This is a genomic window from Microbacterium sp. NPDC089189 (assembly GCF_040685095.1).
GTDB lineage: Bacteria > Actinomycetota > Actinomycetes > Actinomycetales > Microbacteriaceae > Microbacterium.
On sequence record NZ_JBFBHG010000020.1, the window covers coordinates 45987 to 69619 of the forward strand.

General features: G+C 71.0%; 21 protein-coding genes. 11 read left to right on the forward strand and 10 right to left on the reverse strand.

The genetic code is table 11. From position 1 onward, the window contains the following. The first annotated feature begins 210 nt into the window (after positions 1 to 210). Positions 211 to 1182: a nuclear transport factor 2 family protein gene (locus AB0N73_RS12250; protein ID WP_363563817.1), complete on the forward strand. Its 972-nt coding sequence runs from the start codon at positions 211 to 213 to the stop codon at positions 1180 to 1182. 65 nt (positions 1183 to 1247) lie between these two features. Here AB0N73_RS12250 and poxB read toward each other — a convergent pair whose 3' ends face one another. Further along, on the reverse strand, positions 1248 to 2981 hold the full coding sequence (gene poxB / locus AB0N73_RS12255; protein ID WP_363563819.1) for a ubiquinone-dependent pyruvate dehydrogenase: 1734 nt from the start codon (positions 2979 to 2981) through the stop codon (positions 1248 to 1250). Between the two features lie 156 nt (positions 2982 to 3137). Between poxB and AB0N73_RS12260 the strand changes: the two genes are divergently transcribed. The 3 genes from AB0N73_RS12260 to AB0N73_RS12270 all read left to right on the forward strand — a co-directional run bounded on the left by AB0N73_RS12260 (position 3138) and on the right by AB0N73_RS12270 (position 4401). Further along, a complete protein-coding gene (locus tag AB0N73_RS12260; RefSeq protein ID WP_363563821.1) occupies positions 3138 to 3650 on the forward strand; it encodes a hypothetical protein in 513 nt (170 codons plus the stop codon). 235 nt (positions 3651 to 3885) lie between these two features. Beyond that, positions 3886 to 4020 (forward strand): hypothetical protein, encoded by a 135-nt coding sequence (locus AB0N73_RS12265; protein WP_363563823.1) that lies wholly within the window; start codon positions 3886 to 3888, stop codon positions 4018 to 4020. Positions 4021 to 4122: 102 nt separating this feature from the next. Beyond that, positions 4123 to 4401: a Fe-S cluster assembly protein HesB gene (locus AB0N73_RS12270; RefSeq protein WP_363563825.1), complete on the forward strand. Its 279-nt coding sequence runs from the start codon at positions 4123 to 4125 to the stop codon at positions 4399 to 4401. 60 nt (positions 4402 to 4461) lie between these two features. Here AB0N73_RS12270 and AB0N73_RS12275 read toward each other — a convergent pair whose 3' ends face one another. From AB0N73_RS12275 to AB0N73_RS12290, 4 genes are all read right to left on the reverse strand, one after another. Further along, positions 4462 to 7863 carry an error-prone DNA polymerase gene (locus tag AB0N73_RS12275; protein WP_363563827.1) on the reverse strand — a complete coding sequence of 1134 codons (3402 nt, stop codon included), beginning with the start codon at positions 7861 to 7863 and terminating at the stop codon, positions 4462 to 4464. Then, on the reverse strand, positions 7863 to 9386 hold the full coding sequence (locus AB0N73_RS12280) for a DNA polymerase Y family protein (RefSeq protein WP_363563855.1): 1524 nt from the start codon (positions 9384 to 9386) through the stop codon (positions 7863 to 7865). The genes AB0N73_RS12275 and AB0N73_RS12280 overlap by 1 nt, the downstream gene beginning before the upstream one ends. Before the next feature lie 16 nt (positions 9387 to 9402). After that, positions 9403 to 10107, reverse strand: coding sequence for a hypothetical protein (locus AB0N73_RS12285; protein ID WP_363563829.1), 705 nt, complete (start codon positions 10105 to 10107; stop codon positions 9403 to 9405). 445 nt (positions 10108 to 10552) lie between these two features. Then, positions 10553 to 11539, reverse strand: a complete 987-nt coding sequence (locus tag AB0N73_RS12290; protein WP_363563831.1) for an EamA family transporter — start codon at positions 11537 to 11539, stop codon at positions 10553 to 10555. Between the two features lie 54 nt (positions 11540 to 11593). Here AB0N73_RS12290 and AB0N73_RS12295 point away from each other — a divergent pair, with 54 nt between their 5' ends. Then, positions 11594 to 12136, forward strand: coding sequence for a MarR family transcriptional regulator (locus tag AB0N73_RS12295; RefSeq protein ID WP_363563833.1), 543 nt, complete (start codon positions 11594 to 11596; stop codon positions 12134 to 12136). On the opposite strand, the gene AB0N73_RS12300 is transcribed toward AB0N73_RS12295, so the two are convergent. The 3 genes from AB0N73_RS12300 to AB0N73_RS12310 form a co-directional block, all read right to left on the reverse strand. Next, entirely contained in the window at positions 12115 to 12612 is a 498-nt protein-coding gene (locus AB0N73_RS12300; RefSeq protein ID WP_363563835.1) for an HNH endonuclease, read from the reverse strand. The genes AB0N73_RS12295 and AB0N73_RS12300 overlap by 22 nt on opposite strands. Positions 12613 to 12915: 303 nt before the next feature. Continuing rightward, positions 12916 to 13794 carry a M23 family metallopeptidase gene (locus tag AB0N73_RS12305; protein WP_363563837.1) on the reverse strand — a complete coding sequence of 293 codons (879 nt, stop codon included), beginning with the start codon at positions 13792 to 13794 and terminating at the stop codon, positions 12916 to 12918. Between the two features lie 228 nt (positions 13795 to 14022). Next, the gene (locus AB0N73_RS12310) at positions 14023 to 14727 is read right to left on the reverse strand and encodes an iron dependent repressor, metal binding and dimerization domain protein (RefSeq protein WP_363563839.1); all 705 of its coding nucleotides are present in this window, start codon (positions 14725 to 14727) and stop codon (positions 14023 to 14025) included. Between the two features lie 100 nt (positions 14728 to 14827). Between AB0N73_RS12310 and serC the strand changes: the two genes are divergently transcribed. Continuing rightward, positions 14828 to 15940, forward strand: a complete 1113-nt coding sequence (gene serC / locus AB0N73_RS12315) for a phosphoserine transaminase (RefSeq protein ID WP_363563841.1) — start codon at positions 14828 to 14830, stop codon at positions 15938 to 15940. A gap of 27 nt (positions 15941 to 15967) precedes the next feature. Here serC and AB0N73_RS12320 read toward each other — a convergent pair whose 3' ends face one another. Both AB0N73_RS12320 and AB0N73_RS12325 read right to left on the reverse strand, forming a co-directional pair. Beyond that, positions 15968 to 16717 (reverse strand): DUF3027 domain-containing protein, encoded by a 750-nt coding sequence (locus AB0N73_RS12320; RefSeq protein ID WP_363563843.1) that lies wholly within the window; start codon positions 16715 to 16717, stop codon positions 15968 to 15970. Next, positions 16701 to 17084, reverse strand: a complete 384-nt coding sequence (locus AB0N73_RS12325) for a cold shock domain-containing protein (RefSeq protein WP_363563845.1) — start codon at positions 17082 to 17084, stop codon at positions 16701 to 16703. The genes AB0N73_RS12320 and AB0N73_RS12325 overlap by 17 nt, the downstream gene beginning before the upstream one ends. 115 nt (positions 17085 to 17199) lie before the next feature. On the opposite strand from AB0N73_RS12325, the gene AB0N73_RS12330 reads away from it, so the two are divergent. From AB0N73_RS12330 to AB0N73_RS12350, 5 genes are all read left to right on the forward strand, one after another. Then, positions 17200 to 17469 carry a multidrug ABC transporter ATPase gene (locus tag AB0N73_RS12330; RefSeq protein ID WP_363563847.1) on the forward strand — a complete coding sequence of 90 codons (270 nt, stop codon included), beginning with the start codon at positions 17200 to 17202 and terminating at the stop codon, positions 17467 to 17469. A 1-nt stretch (position 17470) separates the two neighbouring features. Next, positions 17471 to 19192: a helicase-associated domain-containing protein gene (locus AB0N73_RS12335; RefSeq protein ID WP_363563849.1), complete on the forward strand. Its 1722-nt coding sequence runs from the start codon at positions 17471 to 17473 to the stop codon at positions 19190 to 19192. Positions 19193 to 19238: 46 nt separating this feature from the next. Next, entirely contained in the window at positions 19239 to 20909 is a 1671-nt protein-coding gene (locus tag AB0N73_RS12340) for a DNA repair helicase XPB (RefSeq protein ID WP_363563851.1), read from the forward strand. An 82-nt stretch (positions 20910 to 20991) separates the two neighbouring features. After that, a complete protein-coding gene (locus tag AB0N73_RS12345) occupies positions 20992 to 21684 on the forward strand; it encodes a response regulator transcription factor (protein ID WP_363563853.1) in 693 nt (230 codons plus the stop codon). 133 nt (positions 21685 to 21817) lie between these two features. Beyond that, entirely contained in the window at positions 21818 to 23431 is a 1614-nt protein-coding gene (locus tag AB0N73_RS12350; protein ID WP_363563857.1) for a HAMP domain-containing sensor histidine kinase, read from the forward strand. Positions 23432 to 23633 lie beyond the last annotated feature (202 nt).

The following is a 23633-nucleotide window of genomic DNA, read 5'->3' on the forward strand; positions in this document are numbered from 1 at the left end:
ATCGTGCGCCGCGACCCTGGGCCAGGTCGAGCGCGAGGACACGAGGCGTCACATCCACGGATGGTCGCACCCCGTTGTCGCCCGTGATTCCGCTGATTCCGGGCAGCGAGAACAACCCCCATGGCAAGCATGTCGCGCACTGCCCAACCCATGGCCACCGCAAAGGTTCCGCAAAAGATGTTCCCAGGAGCACTCATCACGGTGACTCCTATGAGCCCACGCAGATCTCCCCGAATCCTGTTCACCGGCGCCACCCTCATCCTCGCCGGCGTCGTCGTACTCACCGGATGCGCGAGCGCCGCGCCCTCCCCCTCCACCGCCTCGCCCGACTCGAGCGCCGCATCGACCGTGTCGTCCGAGGACGGCGGAACGGCGGCCGACCGCGCCGACACCGCGACCGAAGAGGCGAACCTCGCGCTCGTCACGCGCCTCATCACCGACACCTTCGCCGACCCGGCGTCGGCCACCGCGACCCGCACCGCAGACGACCTGGTGTCGTCGGATGCGGTCGCGCACGGCAGCGGCCTGACCGCCGGCCCGGAGGGGCTCCTCGCCCAGTTCTCCGCGGCGCAGAGCCGCATCCCCGGCGCCCAGGCCGTCATCAAGCGCACCGCCGCCGACGGCGACCTCGTCGCCATCCACTACCAGATCACCGCGACCCCCGACGATGAGCGCACCGGCGAAGCGGCGGTCGACCTCTTCCGCGTCACCGACGGCACTGTGGTCGAGCGCTGGTCGTTCGACCAGGCCGTCCCCACGGGCACCCCGGCGAGCGGCAACACGAACACGATGTTCAGCGACCTCTACTCATCGGCAGACAGCGCCGCGCCCACCGAGGCGCAGGAGGAGGAGAACCGTCAGCTCGCCGTCGGCGCGTACAACACGCTGTTCCGCGACCAGGACCCCAGCATCCTCGACACCGCGTTCGACCCCGCGTACCTGCAGCACAACTCCGTCGCCCCCAACGGCACGGACGCCCTGAAGTCGTTCTTCTCCGGCGGGGCAGCGTTCCCGCCGAACGAGTCGGTGATCTCGCTGTCCGACGGCGACCTGGTGTGGACCTTCTCGCAGCCGGTCGGTGCCGCACCGGGAGACGCGTTCGTCGCCGCCGACATCTTCCGCGTCGACGCCGACCTCATCCGCGAGCACTGGGACGTCGTTCCCACCACCCCCGCGGGCTGACCGTCACGGCCGCTGTCGGAGGGGCGTCGCTCTCGGCACCCGCTCCGGCAGCGGCCACACGCGCGTCAGTGGAACAGGCGCCGCCAGAGGTTGGTGTCGGCCAGATCCAGCAGCTCGTCGCCGCGGCCCGACAGCACGGTGCGCAGCGCCCAGAGCGAGAAGCCCTTCGCCTGCGCCGCCGTGATGTTCGGCGGCACCGACAGCTCCTCGCGCGCCACCACCACATCCAGCAGCACGGGCCCCGGGTCGGCGAAGGCCCGCCGCAGCGCCCCCTCGAGCTCCGACGCCTTCTCGACGCGGATGCCGGTGACCCCGACCGCCTCGGCGACTGCCGCGAAATCCGGGTTGTGCAGGTCGGTGGCGTACGTGACGATGCCGGCGGCCTTCATCTCGACCTCGACGAACCCGAGCGCCGAGTTGTTGAACACGACGATCTTGACCGGCAGGTCGTTCTGCCGGATCGACAGCAGATCGCCCATCAGCATCGCGAGCCCGCCGTCACCGGCGAGCGCCACCACCTGACGGGTGCGGTCGGCCGCCTGCGCGCCCAGCGCCTGCGGCATCGCGTTCGCCATCGATCCGTGCGTGAACGACCCGAGCAGCCGGCGCTCCCTCGTCATCCGCAGGTACCGGGCGGCCCAGATGACCGGGGTGCCCACATCCGCGGTGAAGACCGCATCCGATGCCGCCAGCTCGTCGACCAGCCGCGCCACGTACTGCGGGTGGATGGGGTCCTTGCCGTCGTCGTTGGCGAGCGAGTCCAGCTCTGTGCGGGTCTTGCGGTAGTGCTCGAGCGAATCCTGCAGGTGGTGGCCGTCGCGTCCCTCGCGCAGCAGCGGCAGCAGCGCGGATGCGGTGTCTCCGGCATCGCCCACGAGCCCGACGTCGACGGGCGTGCGGTGCCCCAGCTGCTCACCGCGGATGTCGACCTGCACGATCTTGGCCTTCTCGGGGAAGAACTGCCGGTACGGGAAGTCGGTGCCGAGCATCAGCAGGGCGTCGCACTTCTCCATCGCCCGATAGCCGGATGCGAACCCCAGCAGCCCCGTCATCCCGACGTCGTAGGGGTTGTCGTACTCGATGTGCTCCTTGCCGCGGAACGCGTGCACGATCGGCGCCTGCAGCCGTTCGGCGAGCGCCAGCACCTCGGCGTGCGACCCCGCGACGCCGCCCCCCGCGAGGATCGTCACGCGCTCGGCTTCGTTCAAGACGCTCGCGGCCGCGGCGAGCTCGGATGGGGCGGGCACCACCACGGGCGCCGTGGCGCGGATGGGGGCCGACGGACGCCGGTGCGGCGCGTCCTCGAAGAACACGTCGCCGGGCACGACCACGACGGCCACGCCGCGCTTCTCGACGGCCGTGCGGATGGCGGTCTCGAGCACCCACGGCAGCTGCTCGGGATCGGAGACGAGCTCGCAGTAGTGGCTGCACTCACGGAAGAGCTCCTGCGGGCGGGTCTCCTGGAAGTACGAGCTGCCGATCTCGGACGACGGGATGTGCGAGGCGATCGCCAGCACCGGCACGCGCGAGCGGTGGGCGTCGAAGAGGCCGTTGATGAAGTGCAGGTTGCCGGGCCCGCAGCTGCCGGCGACCACGGCGAGCTCACCCGTGATGTCGGCGTCCGCACCGGCCGCGAACGCGGCGGCCTCCTCATGGCGCATGTGCATCCACTGCAGGTCGCCGGCCTTGCGCATGGCGTCGGTGAATCCGTTCAGCGAGTCACCGGGAAGCCCCCAGACCCGGGTGACCCCGGAGCGCTTGAGCGTGCGGACGAACAGTTCAGCGACATTCTCGGCCATGTCTCCACGGTAGGACTCGGCCTCGGATGCGGCTAGGACGGTTGACGAAAGCTCTCGCGACGCCCGTTGCGAGCGGCGATGCTTGCGCGGCCGCCCGGAGCGCTGGGAAACTGCGATCAGGGGCGTCGCACCCGCGAAAGGAACCGTGGCCGCGAGATGACGATCGACTCCGCACCGACCGACCTCGCCGCGCGACGCCGCGCCGCCGCATCCCCGGTCACTGTGACATTCGTCGCCGTCAGCGCCCTGTCGATCGCGTGCGGCCTTCTCGCCTTCTTCCTTCCGGCGGGCACGGCCGCTCTCGCGGTCCTTGTCATCGCCCAGCTCGTCTTCCTGGCACCGCGCCTGCGTCGCCGCCTCGACGTCGGTGCCGTGCGCAACGTCGTGATCTTCGCTGGCTCGGCCGGCGCTCTCATGCTGGTCGTCACCGGCGCGTACTCGGTACCGGGCCTCGTGGGTCTCGGTGACCGGGAGCCGACGGCAGCGTTGTGGATGGCGGCGGTTGCCCTCACGGGATGGGCACCCTCGCTTGTCGTGGCCACCGCGTCCGCGATCGTGGGGCTCGCTCTGGGGTCTCCCCCACGGTGGCGTACCGCGGTCGGCGCAGCGGTCGTGGTCTCGGCGCTCGTGACGACCGCCGCACTGGTCGCCGCGCTCCTTCCCGGCTGAGCGGGCCGCTCGCGCTCCGTCGGGGTCCAGGTGCGCGGCGCGGGCGCGGCCGTGCGCAGAGCTCCTCGTGCAGGCACGGGCCAATGCGCAGGTCGTGGCCTTGGCCCGACGCGAGCACACCGCCAATTCCGCGCCTCGACGGGTCCACGAGGCCAGATCAGCACCTGTGGCCTGGTCAGAGAGTGCCAATCCTCTGCTGAAGTCGGAACGACCAGCACATCAGAAGGAGGATCCCGTGCTCGCACTCATCATCGTCATCATCCCCATCGTCCTCGCCGCGATCGCCGGGGCCCTCCGCCTCGCGATGCGCGACGATCGCGGCGCGCAGCCGGTGCGGAGCGGCTACGACTCCCGGCAGCCGCGGCTCTGAGCCCACGTGTGAGTTCCCTCACAAAGGCACCCTCAGGTTGAAACGGGCGCCGATTCTCGGAATCGTGGCCCGTCCGCACACATCGATGGAAGGGAGAGCACCATGCTCACACTGACGGAGAACGCGGCTTCCGCGGTCAAGACGATCTCGTCCCAGATCCCCGCGGAGGGAAGCGGCCTGCGCATTCGCGACACCGGCCCTGAGACGGGATTCGAGCTCGCGCTCGCCCCGCAGCCCGAGCCGGAGGACGCCGTCGTCGAGACGTCAGGCGCCCGAGTGTTCGTCGACCCGGCCGCATCGGCCGCCCTCGACGACCGCGTGCTCGATGCCGAGGTCGGCGACGACGGTTCGGTGAGGTTCGCCCTCGGCGTCCGCGCCTGACGGATCTTCGGAACGGCCCCGGGTGGATTCCCGGGGCCGTTCCGTGCGTCCGGGTGCTCGTCAGCGGAAGTCCCGGGACCGATGCGACACCCCCACGCGCAGATCTTCGAACCCGTCGGCGACGAGATTGGTGACCCCCTCGACCGAGCGCTCCAGCATCCCCCGCACGATGAGCGCCGGAGAGTCTCGCACCACCCGTCGGTGCCGGTTCCACACCCCCGCCGAGCAGATGACGTTGACGAGGCCGTGCTCGTCTTCGAGGTTCAGGAACGTGATGCCGGATGCGGTCGCCGGCCGCTGCCGGTGGGTGACGAGGCCCGCCACCTCGATGCGCCGCCCCGCCTCGTGCGTGCGCATGGCCTGCGAGGTGAGCACCCCACGGGCGTCGAGCGCGGGCCGGTAGTGGGTCATGGGATGGTCATCGGTGGAGATGCCCGTCGCCCACAGGTCGGCGGCCAGCACCTCGTAGCCCGACGGGTCGGCGAACAGCGGCGGCTGCACCGCCATCACCGTGCCGGGCAGGAAGCGAGCGCGATCCTGCGCCGCCGAGCCCGCCATCCAGATGGCCTCGCGGCGACTGAGGCCGAAGCATTCGAACACCCCGCCCGTCGCCAACGCTTCGAGCTGCGCGACGGTGAGGTCGGTGCGCCGCACCAGATCGGCCATGTCGAGGTACGGACCGCTCTGGCGCGCCGCGACGATCCGCGCCGCCACATCCGCCCCGATGCCCTTGACGCCCGCCAACCCCAGACGCACCGCGAAGGCGCCGTCGCGCCGGTGCGCCTCGGATTCGTCGGGCGCGGCCGGGTCGAACGTCTCGACCGGCGGTTGCTCCCCCGCGCAGGCGTCGAGCCCCGTGGGTGCCACGGAGTCGCCGAACGCCTCGAGCACCGCCTCCGCCCCCGACAGCTGCAGGTCGGGCCGGCGCACCTCCACCCCATGCCGCCGCGCGTCGGCCACGAGGGTCGACGGCGAGTAGAACCCCATCGGCTGCGCCCGCAGCAGCCCCGCGAGGAACGCGGCCGGGTAGTGCAGCTTGATCCAGGAGCTGGCGTAGACCAGCAGCCCGAACGACAGCGAATGCGACTCGGCGAAACCGAAGTTCGCGAACGCCTGGATCTTTCGGTAGATCGCGTCGGCTTCCTCGCCCTCCAGCCCGTGCCGCGCCATCCCGACGTACAGCTTGTCGCGCAGCGAGTCGATGCGCTCCAGCCCCCGCTTGGACCCCATCGCACGGCGCATGAGGTCGGCGTCCTCACCGCTCAGGTCGCCGACGACCATCGCCATCTGCATGAGCTGCTCCTGGAACACCGGAATCCCCATCGTGCGCTCCAGCACCGGCTTCAGAGCGGGATGCGGGTACGTCACCGTCTCCTGCCCGAGCTTGCGCCGCACGAACGGATGCACCGCCCCGCCCTGGATGGGGCCGGGTCGCACCAGAGCGATCTCGATCACCAGATCGTAGAAGCACCGGGGCTGCAGACGCGGCAGCAGCCCCATCTGCGCGCGGGACTCGACCTGGAACACCCCGATCGAGTCGGCGCGGCAGAGCATGTCGTACACCGCCGCCTCCTCTTTGGGCAGGGTACGCAGCCCCCACTCCTCTCCCGTCGCCTGGCGGATGAGGTCGAAGCAGTACTGCAGCGCCGACAGCATCCCGAGGCCCAGCAGATCGAACTTGACCAGCCCCATCCATGCCGCGTCGTCCTTGTCCCATTGGATGACGGTGCGCCCGGGCATACGCGCGTGCTCGATGGGCACCACCTCGCCCACGGGGCGCTCGGTGAGCACCATGCCGCCGGAGTGGATGCCGAGGTGCCGGGGCGCCTTGAGCAGTTCGGTCGCGTAGCCGATGACCTGGTCGGGGATGTCGTGGTCGGGTCCGCTCTCGAGCGTCGCGCCCCACCGCTCCACCTGCTTGGACCAGGCATCCTGCTGCCCGGGTGAGAATCCCAGCGCCCGCGCCATGTCGCGGATCGCGTTCTTCGGGCGGTACTGGATGACGTTCGCGACCTGCGCGGAGCGCTCCCGGCCGTAGGTCGTATAGACCCACTGGATGATCTCTTCGCGGCGATCCGAGTCGAAGTCGACGTCGATGTCGGGCTCCTCGTCGCGCAGGCTGGAGAGGAAGCGCTCGAACGGCAGGTCGTACGCGATCGCGTCGACCGCGGTGATGTCGAGCAGATAGCAGACGGCGCTGTTGGCGGCCGAGCCGCGTCCCTGGCACAGGATGCCGCGACGCCGGGCCTCTTGCACGATGCCGTAGACGATGAGGAAGTACCCGGGGAAGTCCTTCATCTCGATGACCTCGAGCTCGCGTTCGATGCGGGCCCGCTGCGACGCGGTCAACGCGGGATAGTTGCGCGGCACCGCATCCCAGACGAGCTGACGCAGCCACGTCATGGGCGTGTGCCCCTCGGGGACGGGGAGCTTCGGGAGGGCGGGGGCGGCCTTGCGCAGCGGGAACGCGAGCTCGTCGGCGAGCGACACCGTGCGCGCGACCGCCCCGGGGTACCGCGCGAACCGGGCGCTCATCTCGGCGCCCGAGCGCAGGAACGCCGAGCCGTGCGACGGCATCCATCCGTCGAGCTCGTCCATGCTGCGGTTGGCGCGCACCGCCGCGATCGCCGCGGCCAGCAGCCGTCGCTCGGGAGCGGCGTAGTGCACGTTGCCGGTGGCGAGCAGCGGCAGCCCGCGCTCGGCGGCGAGAGCGGCCAGCAGATCGTTGGTCTGCGTGTCGCGGGGATCGCCGTGGTCGATGAGCTCGACGTGCACCGACTCCCGCCCGAACAGGTCGACCAGCACATCAAGCTCTCGCGCAGCGCCGGCCGGCCCCTCGGCGGCGAGCGCATGCCGCACGGTGCCCTTGCGGCATCCGGTGAGCACCGCCCAGTGCGGGTCTGCCGGCGTCCCCGCCTGCTCCGCGAGCTCGATCAGGTCGTAGACCGGTCGCCCCTTCTCGGCTCCCCGCAGCTGGGCACGGGTGAGCGCCCCCGCCAGGCGGTGGTAGCCCTCCTGCTGGCGGGCGAGGACCACGAGGTGGCGCCCCACCGGATCGGCGTTGCCCTTCTGCGGCGAGGGCAGCTCCAGCGAGAGCTCCGCCCCGAACACGGTCTTCAGCCGGCGCTCCTCCGCGGCCTCGGCGAAGCGCACGATGCCGTAGAAGCCGTCGTGATCGGTGACGGCCAGGGCGTGCAGGCCCAGCCGTTCGGCCTGCTCGACGAGCTCCTCGGGAGACGACGCCCCGTCGAGGAACGAGTACGACGAGTGCGCGTGCAGCTCGGCGTACGGCACGACGTCGTCGGGGCGGGGGATCTCGGACGGCACGTAGGGGCCGCGCTTGTGCGACCACGCGGGACTGTCGCCCCCGTCGGCGCCGACCGGTGTCGCGCGCGGGCGGCGCTGGTCGCTGAGCGCACGCTCCAACTCCGACCACGGCACCGGCGGGTTGTGCCAGCCCATCAGTCGTACCTCGCTTCGGCGCTCCAGATGCCCGCCTCGCACACCAGCAGCCACGCGTTCTGGGCGGCGTCCACGATCTGGAAGCGGTGGGCGATGCGGCGACGGGCCTCATCCCACTCGCGTTCGATGAGGGGCCACGGCCCCGCCCAGGAGGCGACGGCCCGGCGGGCGCCCTCGACCGCGACGTCGGCCGGCGGGGCCGACAACGCCCCGCGGTCATCGACCACGACCCGCTCCCCCGCGGCGTCGCGCACCTCGGCCCGCCGCGGTGCCGGGAACACCGTCGTCGGCAGGGGCGCGGGCAACGACCCCGGCCACGGCAGCTGCGGATCGCGGCCGCCCTCGGCACGGTCGCCCCAGGGCACGAGCACCTGACGCTCTCCCAGCCACCGACCCCCGCCCATCACCGGGGTCAGCACGCCGCGGTGGCCCAGCATCGCCTGCACACGCGACAACGCGTGGTGCACCTTCTCGCGCTCGCCCGCCCCGAACAGTCCCACGACGTGGTGGGCCGCCGCATCCACCGCCTCGGGAGAGATCCGCACCCGCACCACGCCACTGCGCAGCTCTTGTTCCTCGGCGAGCTGCCAGCGCACCCGGTCGACAACGGCCGCCGCGTCGAACGTGGCCGGATGCAGCCACACGCGTTCGCTGTGCTCGCCGCGGTCGCCCTCGAACTCGACCCGCAGCTCGGTGCACACCAGACGCTCGGCATCGAGACGCGCGATGAACTCCTCGGCGGCCAGGCGCATGCCGAAGGCTGCCTGCTCGGCGATCTCGACCGGCGGGTCGAACATCACCTCGCGGTCGAGTTCGGGCGGAGGCACCCGCGGATCGATCGCCCGCGAGTCGGATCCCGCGGCGAGCGACTGCAACCGCGCCCCGCGCGGGCCCAGCCTGTCGCGCACGCGGTCGTCGTCGAGCGCGGCGAACGCCCCCAGGGTGTGCACCCCGAGCCGGGCCAGGAGGTGGGCGAGATCGGTGTCGCCCGCCGCCTCGGTGAGCACAGCCACCGGCAGCGGGGCGAGGAAGTACGCCGCCTGCCCCGCGGGCACGAGGCGGATGGGGTCGGCCTCACGCGTCGCCGACCGGGCGGCCTGTTCCGCCGTGAACGGGCCGTCGGCGATGCCCACCCGCACATCGGCCACCCCTTCGTCGCGCAGGGCCCGGCGCAGCATCCGCGCGGCCTCCGCCTCGCCGCCGTAGTACCGCGCGGGTCCGCGCGCCTTCAACGCACACAGGCCGGGGCGGATGACCTGCACGTGCGGCGCCAGGCGTTCGATCGTGGCGACCAGCGGCGAGAACACCCGGTGATCGCGGGTCGCGTCCGCGGGGATCACGGTGAGCCGGGGGCACGCGGCCTGGGCATCGCGGCGACGCTGGCCGCGCCGCACTCCCTCGACCCGGGCCGCCGCCGAGCAGGCGACGACGAGGTTCTTCTCGACGATCGCGAGCGGGGCCTCGGCGGCCTCCCCCTCGCGTCCGACCGCCACCACGGGCCAGTCCGGCACCCACAGCACCATGCTGCGCACCGGCACGTCAGCCCACCGCCCGCAACGGCCGGTGCACCGGCAGCTGCTCTTCGGCGAGGGCGGCGGGAACCGCCGAGAGCGCGCCCATCGGATCGGGCAGCAGCATGCGGGCCCGTCGGGGCACCGGCGAGCGCCGCGACTGCACCGACACCGTGACCTCGCGCGACGACAGATAGCCGTGCCCCTCGCCCAGCCCCGACCAGCGGGCACCCGTCACCTGCAACGCCGCTTCCGCCTGCGGCCACACACCCTGCACGATGAGCGTCGCGCCCCGATCGCGCAACCGCGCCATGAACCGCGAGGCCTCGGCATCCGACACCGTGCCGGTGGGGCGCACCGCGACGACCGGCATGACCTCGGCGAGCGTCGCCACGACCCCCAGCCAGCGCGCCCCCGGCTCGGGCACGAGCACGAGGCGCTCGAGGGCCACCCCGAGCCCCGCCGCGGCTTCGGCCCCCAGCTCGGGCATGCCCACCGCCGCGCACCAGGACCCCTCCTGCGAGGGGCGCGCCATGAGCGAGAGCAGCAGTGACGCCGACGGAGCTACCGTGTAGGCAGCGCCCGCGCGCAACCCCCCGCCCGGCAGGATGTCGGCGAGCGCAGAATGCACGGGAAGGACAGCGGCGTCCATGCGACGCCCCTGCACACGCTCGAGCTGCGCGCGCAGGCGGCGGACCTCGCCGACGGCGTCTTCTCGCACGATGACCTTCACTCCGACAGGCTAGAACGTATGTTCTAGCTTCTCAATGTCAGATTCGAAGATACGACCGACCCACGACATCCCCCGCTGGTGGTGGTGGTGGTGCTGGTGGTGCCGCCGCCGCCGCCCTGCCGTCGCCCCGCCGGTTCGCCCTGCCGAGTGAGCATCCATTACGCGAACGAGCACCCGATCGGATACTCACTCACGCAACAGGTGCTCACTCGCTCACGCAACAGGTGCTCACTCGGCGGCGAGCGGCGCGAATGGATGGGGCGAGCGAGGCGGCGGCCTCAGTCCAGGGCAAATCACGGCCTGCCCCTGCCCCGACAGCGACATAGGCGCCGGGGCGACGCGCTGAAGACAGCAGCAGGAACCCACTTCATCGAGTGAGCATCCATTACGCGAACGAGCACCCGATCGGATACTCACTCACGCAACAGGTGCTCACTCGGCGGCGTTATGGAACCGAGTCGGGCGCCGTAGCCCGCGCCGCACCACCACCAGCGCCGCCACCACCGCGAGCCCCAGCCCCAGCGCCCACCCCAGCACCACGACCACGACCACGACCACGACCACGACCACCGCGACCAGCACCACCACCCCCACCCCCACGGGGCGGGAGCACACCCACAACCACACCGCCGAGCACCAGCAGCAGTCCCAGCGCCTGCGGCAGCCCGAACACCTCACCGGCGAGGAAGACCCCCAGCAGCACGCCCGTCACGGGGTTCAGCAGCCCGATGATCCCCACGACCCCGGGCGGCAGACGATGCAGACCCGTGAACCAGGCCGCGTACGCGAGGGCGGTCCCGACGACGATCACATAGCCGAAGCCCCACATCGCCCCGGCGTCGAGGGCCGGCGGCGCCCCCTCGACGATGACCGCGATCGGCAGGAGCACGATCGATCCCGCCACCAGTTGCCAGGACGTCATCGCCAGCGGCGGCACGTCGGCGCCCCACCGTGAGGTCAGCACGAATCCGATGGATGCCGAGAGCATCGCCCCGAGCGAGGCCACGACGCCTCCCACATCCACCGGCCCCGCACCAACCCCCAGCATCAGCACGACGCCGGCGATGCCGACGAGAGCTCCGACCGCCGCCGCCACGCGCGGTCGCTGCCGCAGCAGCACCCAGGCCGCCAGCATCATGAACGCCGCCGACAGCGACATGAGGGTCGCCGCGAGGCTCGACGGCAGGCGCTGCCCGACGATGTACACGAGCACGCAGAACCCGCCGACGTTCAGCACGCCCAGCAGGACCGACCGCCACCACCAGGAGCCGCGCGGGAGACGGCGGGCGATCAACAGCACGAGAAGCCCCGCGGGCAGGCATCGGATGACCGCGCCCCAGAGCGGGGCGTCGGGCGGCAGCAGGTGCCGCGTCACGACATACGTGCTGCCCCAGACGATCGGCGCGATGGCGGTGACGAGCGCCCACTTCATCCATTTATCTTCCACGGAAGAGAACTTAGCTTCCACGGAAGGTAAAGTCGAGTCGTGGCTTCCTCACCCCTCCCCGATCACGTCTCGCGCATCCAGGACGAATGGCGCCGCGCCCGACCGGACCTCGACACCTCGCCCCTCGGGATCATCGGGCGCCTGCACCGGATCGCCCTCGCCCTGACCGACGAGATCACCGAGGTCTACGCGCGGTTCGACCTGAGCGAGGCCGAGTTCGACCTACTCGCCGCCCTCCGCCGCGCCGATCCCCCGCACGAACGCTCGGCGGGAGAGCTGGCCGCGCACACGATGGTCACCACCGGGGGCCTGACCAAGCGGGTCGACCGTCTGGTGGAACGCGGGCTCGTGCAGCGCTCCACCGCCGCCGACGACGCCCGTCGCCGCGTGGTGGGACTCACCCCCGCGGGCGTGCGCCTGATCGACAGGGCCTTCACCGCGCACATCGCCAACGAGCATCGGCTCATCGACACCCTGCCGGATGCGGATGCGGCCGCCCTCGAGCGGATCCTCATCCGCTGGTCGGCGACGCTCGCCGACGACCCTGTGACATCCGCCGGTCAGGCCGCCAGTTCGAGGTAGGGCTCCCACTGCGGATCGGCGCGCTCGGTGCCGCGCACGCTCCACTGCGACCCCCGCGGCACGTCCGGCACCAGCCGCAGCGTCCACGACATCTCCTGCGGCGTGCGATCGCCCTTGACGTTGTTGCACCGCAGACAGCAGGCGACGAGGTTGTCCCAGGTGTCCTTGCCGCCCCGCGACCGCGGCAGCACGTGGTCGATCGTCGAGGCCGACTTGCCGCAGTAGGCGCAGTGATGCCCGTCGCGACGCAGCACTCCGCGACGCGTCACCGGCACGCTGCGGGCGCCGGGGATGCGCACGTAGCGCGTGAGGATGATCACCGCCGGCCGGTCGTAGACCTGCGTCGTGCCCCAGACCGGGTCCTCGTCGAGCCGTTCGATGACCGTGGCTTTCTCGTTCATGACGAGCACCAGGGCCCGCTTGAAGGAGACCACGGCGAGCGGCTCGTAGCCCGCGTTCAACACCAGTGTGCGCATTCCTTGTCCTCTCGAATGGCCGGGAAGGCTTCGCGGATATTCGATTCGTGCGACGTCAGAGCGTAAGAGGGCATGAAAAAAGGCGCTGTCTCACAGACAGCGCCTTGGACGCGCGGGAATCCCGCGTGTTCCGGTCACATGATGCCGAAGGACGAGCAGGCCGAGCGCATCTCTGGTTCGAATGCGTGGTGTGCTGCCCATCGGCTTCCCTCCGCTACTCACAGCGTCGCCTACAGGGTAGCCCACCCCGACACGCGCGGGGCGCACGTCGGGGTGAACGAGGGATGTCGCGTCGCGCGGCTCTCAGCCGGCGTTGGCCTGCAGCCAGGCCCAGGGGTCGACGAGGCCGCCGCCGACGCGCACCTCGAAGTGCAGGTGGTTGGCCGTGGACGAGCCGGTGCTGCCCATGAGGCCGATGATCTGGCCCGCCTCGACGTAGTCGCCGGGGTTCACGAGGGTCTGCGTCATGTGCCCGTAGAGGGTGGTGACGCTCTGGCCGTTGATCACGCTGTCGAGCACGACCGCGTAGCCGTAGCCGTAGTACCAGCCGGCCACCCGGACGGTGCCGGCGGCGGCGGCGAACTCGGGGGTGCCCGCGGCGCCGAGAAGGTCGACGCCCTGGTGGTAGCCGTCGGCGCCGAAGCCACGGCCCACGGTGATGGTCGACATGTCGAGGGGCCAGCGCACGGCGCCGCTGCCGGGCGCGACCATCGAGAGGTTCACGTTCGCCGACGAGAGCGAGGCCGAGGATCCGGCGGCCGCGATGCGGGCGGCGGCGGCCTCGGCGGCCTTCTTCTTCTCGACTTCTTCTGCGGTCGTGGCCGCGTAGCTGCCACGGTTGAGCTCGGTGGAGGTGACCGTCGATGCGACGACGAGCGACTGGGCGTTGTCGGCCGCGACCTGCTCGATCGTGACGGTGTCGGAGGTGCCGTTGAAGGCGGCATAGGCCGGAAGGGCCACGGTGGCGACGAGACCGCCGACCATGCTCAGGATGACGACGCTGCGGATGGGCTTGCGGAACCCGGCGCCGGAGCGGGGCTTCGCCGGGCGGACGACAGCCGTCGTCGTTCGGGCGACACGGCCTTTCGCGCTGCGGGCCAGTTCGCGGACACTCCGCCTGCTGGTTCCGGGATCCGCGACCGCATCGGACGTGCGTGCCGTCGAATCGTTGTGTTCAGCCAAATCATCCTCCGTCGCCTCTGCGCGATCAGCGCTGGCTCGTCGGCACTCGGTGTTCGGGGCACGATGTGCGGGTTTCCCGCGCGAACGACGAGCCGGAGAGGCAATTCGAGCGGGGATCCATCGGTGGGCTTCTCACCTGCGGACGTCCCGAGGCTACCCGAAGGTAACGAATAAGTCACGTTGCCGACCATTGCCGGACCCGCGGAAGCCCCTGTGGAGGAGAGGTGATCAGCGCGCGTCGTCGACGAGGAAGATGTGGCCTGCGACCTCGGTCGGCAGCTCCAGGCCCTCGTCGAAACCGTCCATCTGCACGAGAACGTAGCCCTCGCTGTACTGGAACGAGCCGCTCGCGCCGGGCATGACGCCTGCAGCGCGCAGCTGCTGCAGCAGCTCGGGATCGACCTGAGCGGGCTCTGCCAGGCGACGCACGGTGCCGGTGATCGGGGTGCCGCCGGCGGCATCCAGTCGGCGCACCAGGCCCACGACGCCCTCGGTGAACAGCGACGAGGGCACGTCGCCCAGCTGGTCGAGTCCGGGGATGGGGTTTCCGTACGGCGATTCGGTGGGGTGCCCGAGCAGTTCGACCAGGCGCAGCTCGACCTGCTCGCTCATGACGTGCTCCCACCGGCAGGCCTCTTCGTGGACGTACGCCCAGTCGAGCCCGATGACATCGCTCAGCAGGCGCTCGGCGAGCCGGTGCTTGCGCATCACGTCGACGGCCTTCTGGCGGCCGGGGATCGTCAGCTCGAGGCTGCGGTCGTCGGAGACGACGACCAGGCCGTCGCGCTCCATGCGGCCGATCGTCTGCGACACCGTGGGGCCGGAGTGCCCGAGTCGCTCGCTGATGCGCGCACGCAGCGGAATGATGTTCTCTTCTTCGAGTTCGAGGATCGTGCGCAGATACATCTCGGTGGTGTCGATGAGATCGGTCATGACAGGGCTCCTCGACAGGTCGGTGACGGCAGCAAAAGTCTACCGGGCGGCGGAGACATCACGGTCGAAGGCCGCGACCACCGCCTCTAGAATCATGCCCATGCCCCACGTTGCCCTGCCTCGCGAAATCCTGCCCGCCGACGGCCGCTTCGGTTGCGGCCCGTCGAAGATCCGGCCCGAGCAGCTGGCCGCGCTGTCGGCCGCGGGCGCCGAGATCCTGGGCACATCGCACCGGCAGGCACCCGTGAAGAACCTGGTGCGGGACGTCCGCTCCGGCCTCGCCGACCTGCTGCGCCTGCCCGAGGGATACGAGATCATCGTCGGCAACGGCGGCTCGACGGCCTTCTGGGATGCCGCCGCCTTCGGCCTCATCGAGCGCCGCGCGCAGAACCTCGTCTTCGGCGAGTTCGGCGGCAAGTTCGCCGCCGCGGCCGCAGCCCCGTGGCTCGAGGCCCCGGATGTGCGCAAGGCCGAGCCGGGCACCAGCGCCAGCGCCGAGGCCGTCGCCGGCGTCGACGTGTACGCCTGGCCGCACAACGAGACCTCCACGGGTGTGGCTACGCAGATCGCGCGTGTGCAGGGCGATGACGGCGCGCTCACCGTGATCGACGCCACGAGTGCCGCCGGCGGCATCGACTTCGCGGTGACCGAGGCCGACGTCTACTACTTCGCCCCGCAGAAGAACCTGGGCTCCGACGGCGGCCTGTGGTTCGCCGCGGTCTCCCCCGCGGCGATCGAGCGCATCGAGCGCATCGCGGCGTCGGGCCGCTACATCCCCGAGTTCCTGAGCCTCAAGAACGCGCTCGACAACTCGCGGCTGCAGCAGACGCTGAACACGCCTGCACTCACGACGCTCGTGCTGCTGGACGCGCAGCTGCGCTGGATCCTCGACAACGGCGGCCTCGCCTGGGCGAACGCCCGCACGAGCGAATCGTCGAACGCCCTCTACAGCTGGGCCGAGGCATCCGCCGTCGCGACGCCGTTCGTGGCCGCGGCCGCCGACCGCTCCCCCGTGGTCGTCACCATCGACTTCGACGAGAGCGTGGATGCGGCGGCGCTCGCCGCGAGCCTGCGCTCCAACGGCATCGTCGACACCGAGCCCTACCGCAAGCTCGGCCGTAACCAGCTGCGGGTCGCGACGTTCACCTCGATCGATCCCGAGGACGTGCGTCAGCTCATCCGCTGCATCGACTTCACGCTCGAGAACAGCTGAGCGGGCGCGGGCCTCGCGCCCGCCCGCTCAGTCCTCGTCCGACTCGTCGTCGTCTTCGTCGTCCTCGTCGGAGTCGTCCGACGCGTCATCGTCCTCGTCGGACGACTCGTCGAGCTCGTCGATGTCGACGCCGTCGACGTCGCCCGAGTGAAGGATCGACGCCTCCTCGAACTCGTCGTCGTCCTCGTCGTCTTCGTGCTCGTCCGCATCCGACTCGTCGTCGGCGTCCGAGGCCTCGTCGTCGTCGAGGTCGTCGGCCGCGGCTTCGGCCAGAGCCGCCTGCTGCGCGTGGTACTCGGCGAGGCGGGTCGCCCACGGCACCCATTCGGGGGCCAGGAGCGCACCGTCTCCGGGCAGCAGCTCGACCTCGAGCACGGTCGGCTCGGCATCCGTCACCCGCGCGAGCGAGACGGTCCAGTACCAGCCGGGGTACCCCGGAAGACGGTTCTCGAAGCGCAGCGAGACCGCGCCGCCCTCTTCCGCCGTGTAGCCGGCGGCCGGGCCCACCGTGGAGGCGGGGGTGATCTCGTGCAGCGCCGACAACGCCAGATCGTGCGCGGCGATCAGCTGCGGGTCGGGCTCGGGACGCTCGACCACGGCCTCCTCGGCCGGCTCCGCCTCGGCGGTGTCGGTCTCGGCCGTCGCGTCGTCGGCCTCGGGCGTCGCGTCCGAAGGCTCGGCAGCTGCGTCCGAAGACTCGGCGGTGACCTCGGGCGCCTCGGCGACCTCGTCGGCGGATGCGGCCTCGACGGGCTCCGCGTCAGGCGTCGAGGTCATCAGCGACCTTGCGCAGCACGGCGGCGATCTTCTTCGCCTGCGAGGAGGAGGGGTAACGGCCGTGACGCAGGTCGCCGCCGATGCCGTCGAGGAGCTTCACGAGGTCCTCGAGGATGATCGCCATGTCGTCGGCGGGCTTACGGGAGCGCTTCGCGAGGCTCACCGGGGCCTCGAGCACCCGCACCGACAGCGCCTGCAGTCCGCGCTTGCCGTCGGCGACGCCGAATTCCAGCCGTGATCCGGGCTTGATGGACGTCGTCCCCTGCGGGAGAGCCGTGGCGTGGAGGAAGACATCTTCGCCGTCATCAGTGGTGATGAAGCCGAAGCCCTTCTCCTCGTCGTAGAACCTGACCTTGCCGGTGGGCATGCAAACCTCGCTGCTGACATAGTGCCCGGACGGGTCCGGGCACGATCGAACCCGGGATCGGAAGATCCCTCCGTTCAGCCTACGGCACGGGCCCCGAGGCGATAGGCTGTGCCGGATGAGCAAGCCCACCCCCTCCGCCGGCGACCTTCCGGTCCGCCGCGTCGATCGCGTCCTGGCGTTCATGTCGCTCGGCCTGCTGCTGCTGTCGATCCTCAGCTTCCTGGCCATCATGATCGGCACGGCCTCGGGGTTCGACTTCACGACGGGGATCGGGCCGCTCGTGGGCGTGGTCACCTACATCGCACCGATCCTGGCGTTCGCGCTCATGCTGACGGTGCTCATCATGACCTTCGTGCGAAGGGCTCGGGCCAACCGAGCACGCTGAGGTGGACGGCCCCTCCGACGAACGCGCGCTGGCGTCGGTGCTCGCCGCGTCCGAGGACGACGCCCTCTGCGATCTGTTCGCCGCCCGGCGGCTGCCGCCCGCCACTCCCGCCGACGACTTCTTCGACGTCGCCGCCGCGCTTCTGAGCGAACCGAGCATCGACCGCGCGCTCGCCCGGCTCTCCGCGCCCATGATCGCCGCCCTCGTGCACGCCGACGCCTCGGCCGTGGCACCGCCGGTGCGCGATGCGCTGCACGCCCTCGCACTCGTCGACGCGGACGGCGTGCCGTACCGCGCCGTCAACGAGCGCCTCACCGCATCCGGTATCGCCCGATTCGCCTCCGACGCCGACGAGCCCGCCACGGGCAGCGCGGATGCGGCCGGCACCGCCTCATCCGCAGAACGCGCCTTCTCGGCCACCGCATCCCTCGCCGATGTCGTCGTCGCCGCGATGTCCGCGCCGCTGCACCGCACCGGCGCCGGCGCGGTGAGCGCGGTCGAGCGCAAGCGCCTGGTCGATGAGGGAGCCGTCGCCGACGGCGATGCCCTCGACGACATCCTCGCGCTGGGTGAGGACGCCGGCCTGCTGCGCCCCCTCGACCGCTCGTGGGTCACCACCGATCTCGCCTCGGCATGGTTGGACGCCTCGACGGCCGACCGGTGGCGCACGGTGGCGCTCGCCTACATCCGGTCGCTCCCCTCGGCGCTGCGCACCGCGGACGGCGGCTTCATCCGCGTGCCGTCGTGGGCGGGGCGTTATCCGCTGGATGCCGAGTGGCCCGCGCGCGCAGCCGTCCTGGCCCGGCGCGCCCAGAGCTGGGGCATCCTCACCGCCGACGGCACACAGCCGCCGTGGACCTCGGTGCTCCTGCGCGACGGCCTGGCCGACACCTCGACGCTCACCGAGCATCTGCCGCCCGAGGTCGACCGCATCTACCTGCAGGCCGACCTCTCGGCGATCTCGCCCGGCCCCCTGGCGCCGCGGCTCGAGCAGCGCCTGCGCCGGATGACCGTGCGCGAGGCGCGTGCCCAGGCCTCGACGTACCGGTTCAGCGCCGACTCGCTCACCGCCGCGGTGAGCGGCGGCGAGACGGCCGCATCGATCCGCGAGTTCCTCGAGACCCTGTCGCTGACGGGGATCCCGCAGCCCCTCGCCTACCTGATCGACACGACCGCCGCCCGGCACGGCCTCATCCGCGTGGGGACGGATGCGGCGGGCCGCACGGTGGTGCGCAGCGACGACCCCCAGACCCGGGCGACGCTCGCCGTCGATCACGCCCTGCGCCCGGTCGGCCTCGTCGCGCACGACGACACCCTCGTCTCGCGTGCGTCGCGCGACACCGTGTACTGGTCGCTGGTCGACGCCCGCTACCCCGTCGTCGCCGTGGATGCCGATGACCAGGTGGAGCGCGTCTCCCGACGCACGGCGGGCGGCGCGGCCGTCAGCACGGAACCGACGCAGCAGTACGCCGCGCTGATCGCACGCCTGCGGTCGACGCACGGACCGGATGCGGACGCGGCCTGGCTCGAACGCGAGCTGGAGCAGGCCGTGCGCGGCCGGTCTGTCGTGGAGGTCGATGTGTCGCTCCCCGACGGCACCACCCGCACGTTCATCCTCGAGGCCACGGGGCTGGGCGGCGGGCGACTGCGCGGCCTCGACCGCGCGGCCGACGTCGAACGCACCCTGCCGCTCACGAGCATCGCCGCGGTGCGCCCGCGGTGACCGCGGCGGGCCCTGCGCGCATCCCACGACGGTAGACTCGACGGTCATGTCCGACGGCCCACTCATCGTCCAGAGCGACCGCACGGTGCTGCTCGAAGTCGCCCATCCCGATTCCGAGAGCGCACGTCACGAGCTCGCGGTCTTCGCCGAGCTCGAGCGCGCCCCGGAGCACATCCACACCTACCGGATCACGCGGCTCGGCCTGTGGAACGCCCGCGCCGCCGGGCACGACGCCGCCGACATGCTCGCCACCCTCGACCGCTGGTCGCGGTTCCCGGTGCCGCCGTCGGTGTCGACCGACATCCGCGAGACCGTCGGCCGCTACGGCCGCCTCGTCATCGAGCGTGCGCCCGTCGGCGACGAGGAGAACGCGCTGGTGCTGCGGTCCTCGGATGCCCCCGTGCTGGCCGAGGTCGCTCGCAACAAGCGCATCCAGCCGCTGCTCATCGCGCACCCCTCGCCCGACATCTACGTGATCGACCCGTGGGCGCGCGGGCACATCAAGCAGGAGCTGCTGAAGATCGGCTGGCCCGCCGAGGACCTCGCCGGCTACACGCCGGGCACCCCGCATCCGATCGACCTGGAGGAGGACGGCTGGGTGCTGCGCCCCTACCAGCGCAAGGCCGTCGACATCTTCTCTGACGGCGGCTCGGGCGTCGTGGTGCTGCCCTGCGGTGCCGGCAAGACCCTCGTGGGCGCTGCGGCCATGGCCGAGACGAAGACCACGACGCTGATCCTGGTGACGAACGCCGTCAGCGCGCGGCAGTGGCGCGACGAGCTGCTCAAGCGCACCTCGCTCACCCCCGAGGAGATCGGCGAGTACTCCGGGCAGGTGAAGGAGGTCAAGCCGGTCACGATCGCGACCTACCAGATCCTCACCGCGAAGAGGAAAGGCGAGTACGCCCACCTGGCGCTGCTCGACGCCCTCGACTGGGGCCTCGTGGTCTACGACGAGGTGCACCTGCTGCCGGCCCCGGTCTTCAAGCTCACCGCCGACCTGCAGGCCCGCCGGCGCCTCGGCCTCACCGCGACGCTCGTGCGCGAGGACGGCCGCGAGGGCGACGTGTTCAGCCTCATCGGCCCCAAGAGGTTCGACGCCCCGTGGAAGGAGATCGAGGCCCAGGGCTTCATCTCCCCCGCCGCCTGCTACGAGGTCCGGGTGGACCTGCCGCCCGACGACCGGCTCGAGTACGCCGCCGCGGCCGATGAGGAGCGCTACCGGCTGGCCGCCACCGCGCCCGCCAAGATCGACGTCGTGCGCGCCCTGACCCGTCGCCACGAGGGCGAGCAGATCCTCGTGATCGGCCAGTACCTCGACCAGATCGACCTCATCTCGGACTCGCTCGGCGCCCCGAAGATCACCGGCGCGACCCCGGTCGACGAACGCGAGCGGCTGTACCAGGCATTCCGCGAGGGCACCGTGCCGCTGCTGGTCGTCTCGAAGGTCGCCAACTTCTCGGTCGATCTGCCCGAGGCGTCGGTGGCCATCCAGGTCTCCGGCTCGTTCGGGTCGCGCCAGGAAGAGGCACAGCGCCTCGGCCGTCTGCTGCGCCCCAAGACGAACGGCCACACCGCGAGCTTCTACACGCTCATCGCGCGCGACACCGTCGACCAGGACTTCGCGCAGAACCGGCAGCGGTTCCTCGCGGAGCAGGGATACAGCTACACGATCCTCGACGCGGACCGCCTCGACGGGGCCACCCCCGCGTTCAGCTGAGCCGGATGCGGGCGGTGCTCGTTCGCGACGCGCGTACCGCCGCATCCAGCCATCCCACCGGATCCGTCAGCATAATGGGCGTATGACCGCACCGCGTATCCTCGTCGTCGACGACGAACCGAACATCCGCGACCTGCTCATCACGAGCCTGAAGTTCGCCGGTTTCCAGGTTCGTGCCGTCTCGAACGGCGCTCAGACGATCTCGGCCGTCCTCGAGGAGGAGCCCGACCTCATCGTCCTCGACGTCATGCTGCCGGACATGAACGGCTTCAGCGTGACCAAGCGGCTCCGGGAAGCCGGCTACACCGCCCCCATCCTCTTCCTGACGGCCAAGGACGACACCGAGGACAAGATCACGGGTCTGAACGCCGGTGGCGACGACTACGTCACCAAGCCGTTCTCGCTCGACGAGATCGTCGCGCGCATCCAGGCCATCCTGCGCCGCACCATGCAGGCCGACGAGGAGTCGGTCATCCGCGCGGGCGAGCTGACGATGGACCAGGACACCCACGACGTCTTCGTCGGCGACGCGCAGATCGAGCTGAGCCCGACCGAGTTCAAGCTCCTGCGCTACCTCATGCTGAACCCCAACCGCGTGCTGTCGAAGGCGCAGATCCTCGATCACGTGTGGGAGTACGACTTCAACGGCGACGCCGGCATCGTCGAGAGCTACATCTCGTACCTGCGTCGCAAGATCGACCCGCACTCCGCGGAGCCGCTCATCCAGACCAAGCGCGGCTTCGGCTACATGCTGAAGACCGGCAAGTCCGTCTGACCGGAGGATCGCTCTGAGTCCGGACGTCGATGGCGCCACCCGCTGGTGGCGCAGCATCAGCCTGCGCGCGAAGGTCACCGGCGTCACCGTCGCCGTCCTCGTGATCGGGCTGATGGCGGCCGGGCTCGGCACGATGGTGTTCCTGCGCACGACGCTGCTCGCCAACCTCGACCAGACCCTCATCCAGTTGGCGCGGGGTCCGGTGGCGAACACGCTGTTCGACGTGACGGTCGAGGACGGGTCGGTGGTCTTCACGCCCAAGGAGAACCCGCCGGACACCGACTACTTCGTCGCGATCTACGACTCGAACGGCGAGCTGCAGGCGCAGGGCGGCGGGGGCCGCTCGACCGTGACCCCGGCCTACCCGGAGTCGGTGCGCTTCGACAACGCGTACGTGCAGCAGGAGCAGATCTTCACGCTCGAGGGCACGCCCGGCACGACCTTCCACGCCACGTACGTGCTGACCCAGGCCGACGCGACCAACCAGTCGTTCGTGCAGCTGGTGGCCGTGCCCACGGCGCAGACCGAGCGGGTCGTGGCCACCTACCTCGGCATCTACGCCCTGCTCGGGCTGTTCACCCTGGTGGCGAGCGCGTTCCTCGTGCGGTGGGTCGTCACGTTGACCTTCCGAAGCCTCGGCCAGGTCGAACGCACCGCCGAGGAGATCGCGGGCGGTGACTTCAGCCAGCGGATGACGGACATCGAGCCGAGCAGTACCGAGGTCGGCCGCCTCAAACGCGCCATCAACACGATGCTCGGCCGCGTCGACGCGGCGATCACCCAGCGCGACGCGACCGTGCGCCAGATGCGCCGCTTCATCGGCGACGCCAGCCACGAGCTGCGCACTCCGCTCGTGACGGTCCGCGGATACGCGGAGCTGTACCGCATCGGTGCGATCCCGGATGCAGAAGCCACAGCGCAGGCCATGGAACGCATCGAGAAGGAAGCGATGCGGATGACCTCGATGGTCGAGGATCTGCTGGCCCTCGCGCGGCTCGACGAGCGCCGTGACCTGGTGTTCACGCCGATCGATCTGCGCCCGATCGCCCGCGACGCCGCCTTGGATGTGGGAGCCGCAGCCCCCCAGCGCCGCGTCAGCGTCATCGACACGTCGACGCAGGAGCGCCCGACGCTGCAGACGCCCGCCGTGGCGCCCGCGCCGGCCGACACCTCGCCGAAGCGCCGCGGCTCCGTCCCGACGGCTGCCATCAGCCTGGCCTCGCGCCTGCGCCGCCGACCGCGCGGTGAGGGCGAGGACACCGGCGAGATCACGCCGCTGCCCGTGACGTTCCGGCCGCCGGAGCCGCAGATGCCCCCCGTCGTCATGGGCGACGAGAACCGCATCCGCCAGGTCGTGGCGAACCTGCTCGGCAATGCCCAGCGGTTCTCGCCCGAGGACTCCCCCATCGAACTGCGCGTCGGCACCGATCTCGAGACCCGCCAGGGGTGGATCGAGATCATCGACCACGGCGAGGGCATCCCCGAGCAGATCCGCGCGCAGATCTTCCAGCGGTTCTGGCGCGCCGACACCTCCCGCGCGCGTGAGACCGGCGGATCGGGCCTCGGGCTCTCGATCGTCGCCTCCATCGTCGAGTCGCTGCAGGGCACCGTGGAGGTCGGCGACACCCCCGGCGGTGGCGCGACGTTCCGCGTCTGCCTCCCCCTGGCCGTCGATCTGGACCCGAACGCGCACCTGCTCATCGACACCCAGCCGATCGAGCGTCTCCCCGCTCCCCCCGAGGCCTGACCTCGCCTCCGCGGGCCGTCTCCGCCCGCCTGCGCGGGCCGGCTGCGCGGGCCGCACTGGCGCCTCGGCGGCGCTTACGCCGCGCCTGTCTCCGTGGGCCGCACCGGTGATAATACTGCATTAAACCAAGGAAATTCAAATAGTTCCAATGGCTCAAATAATTAATAAAAAAGACGACTACCTCAGTGGAGGTAGTCGTTTT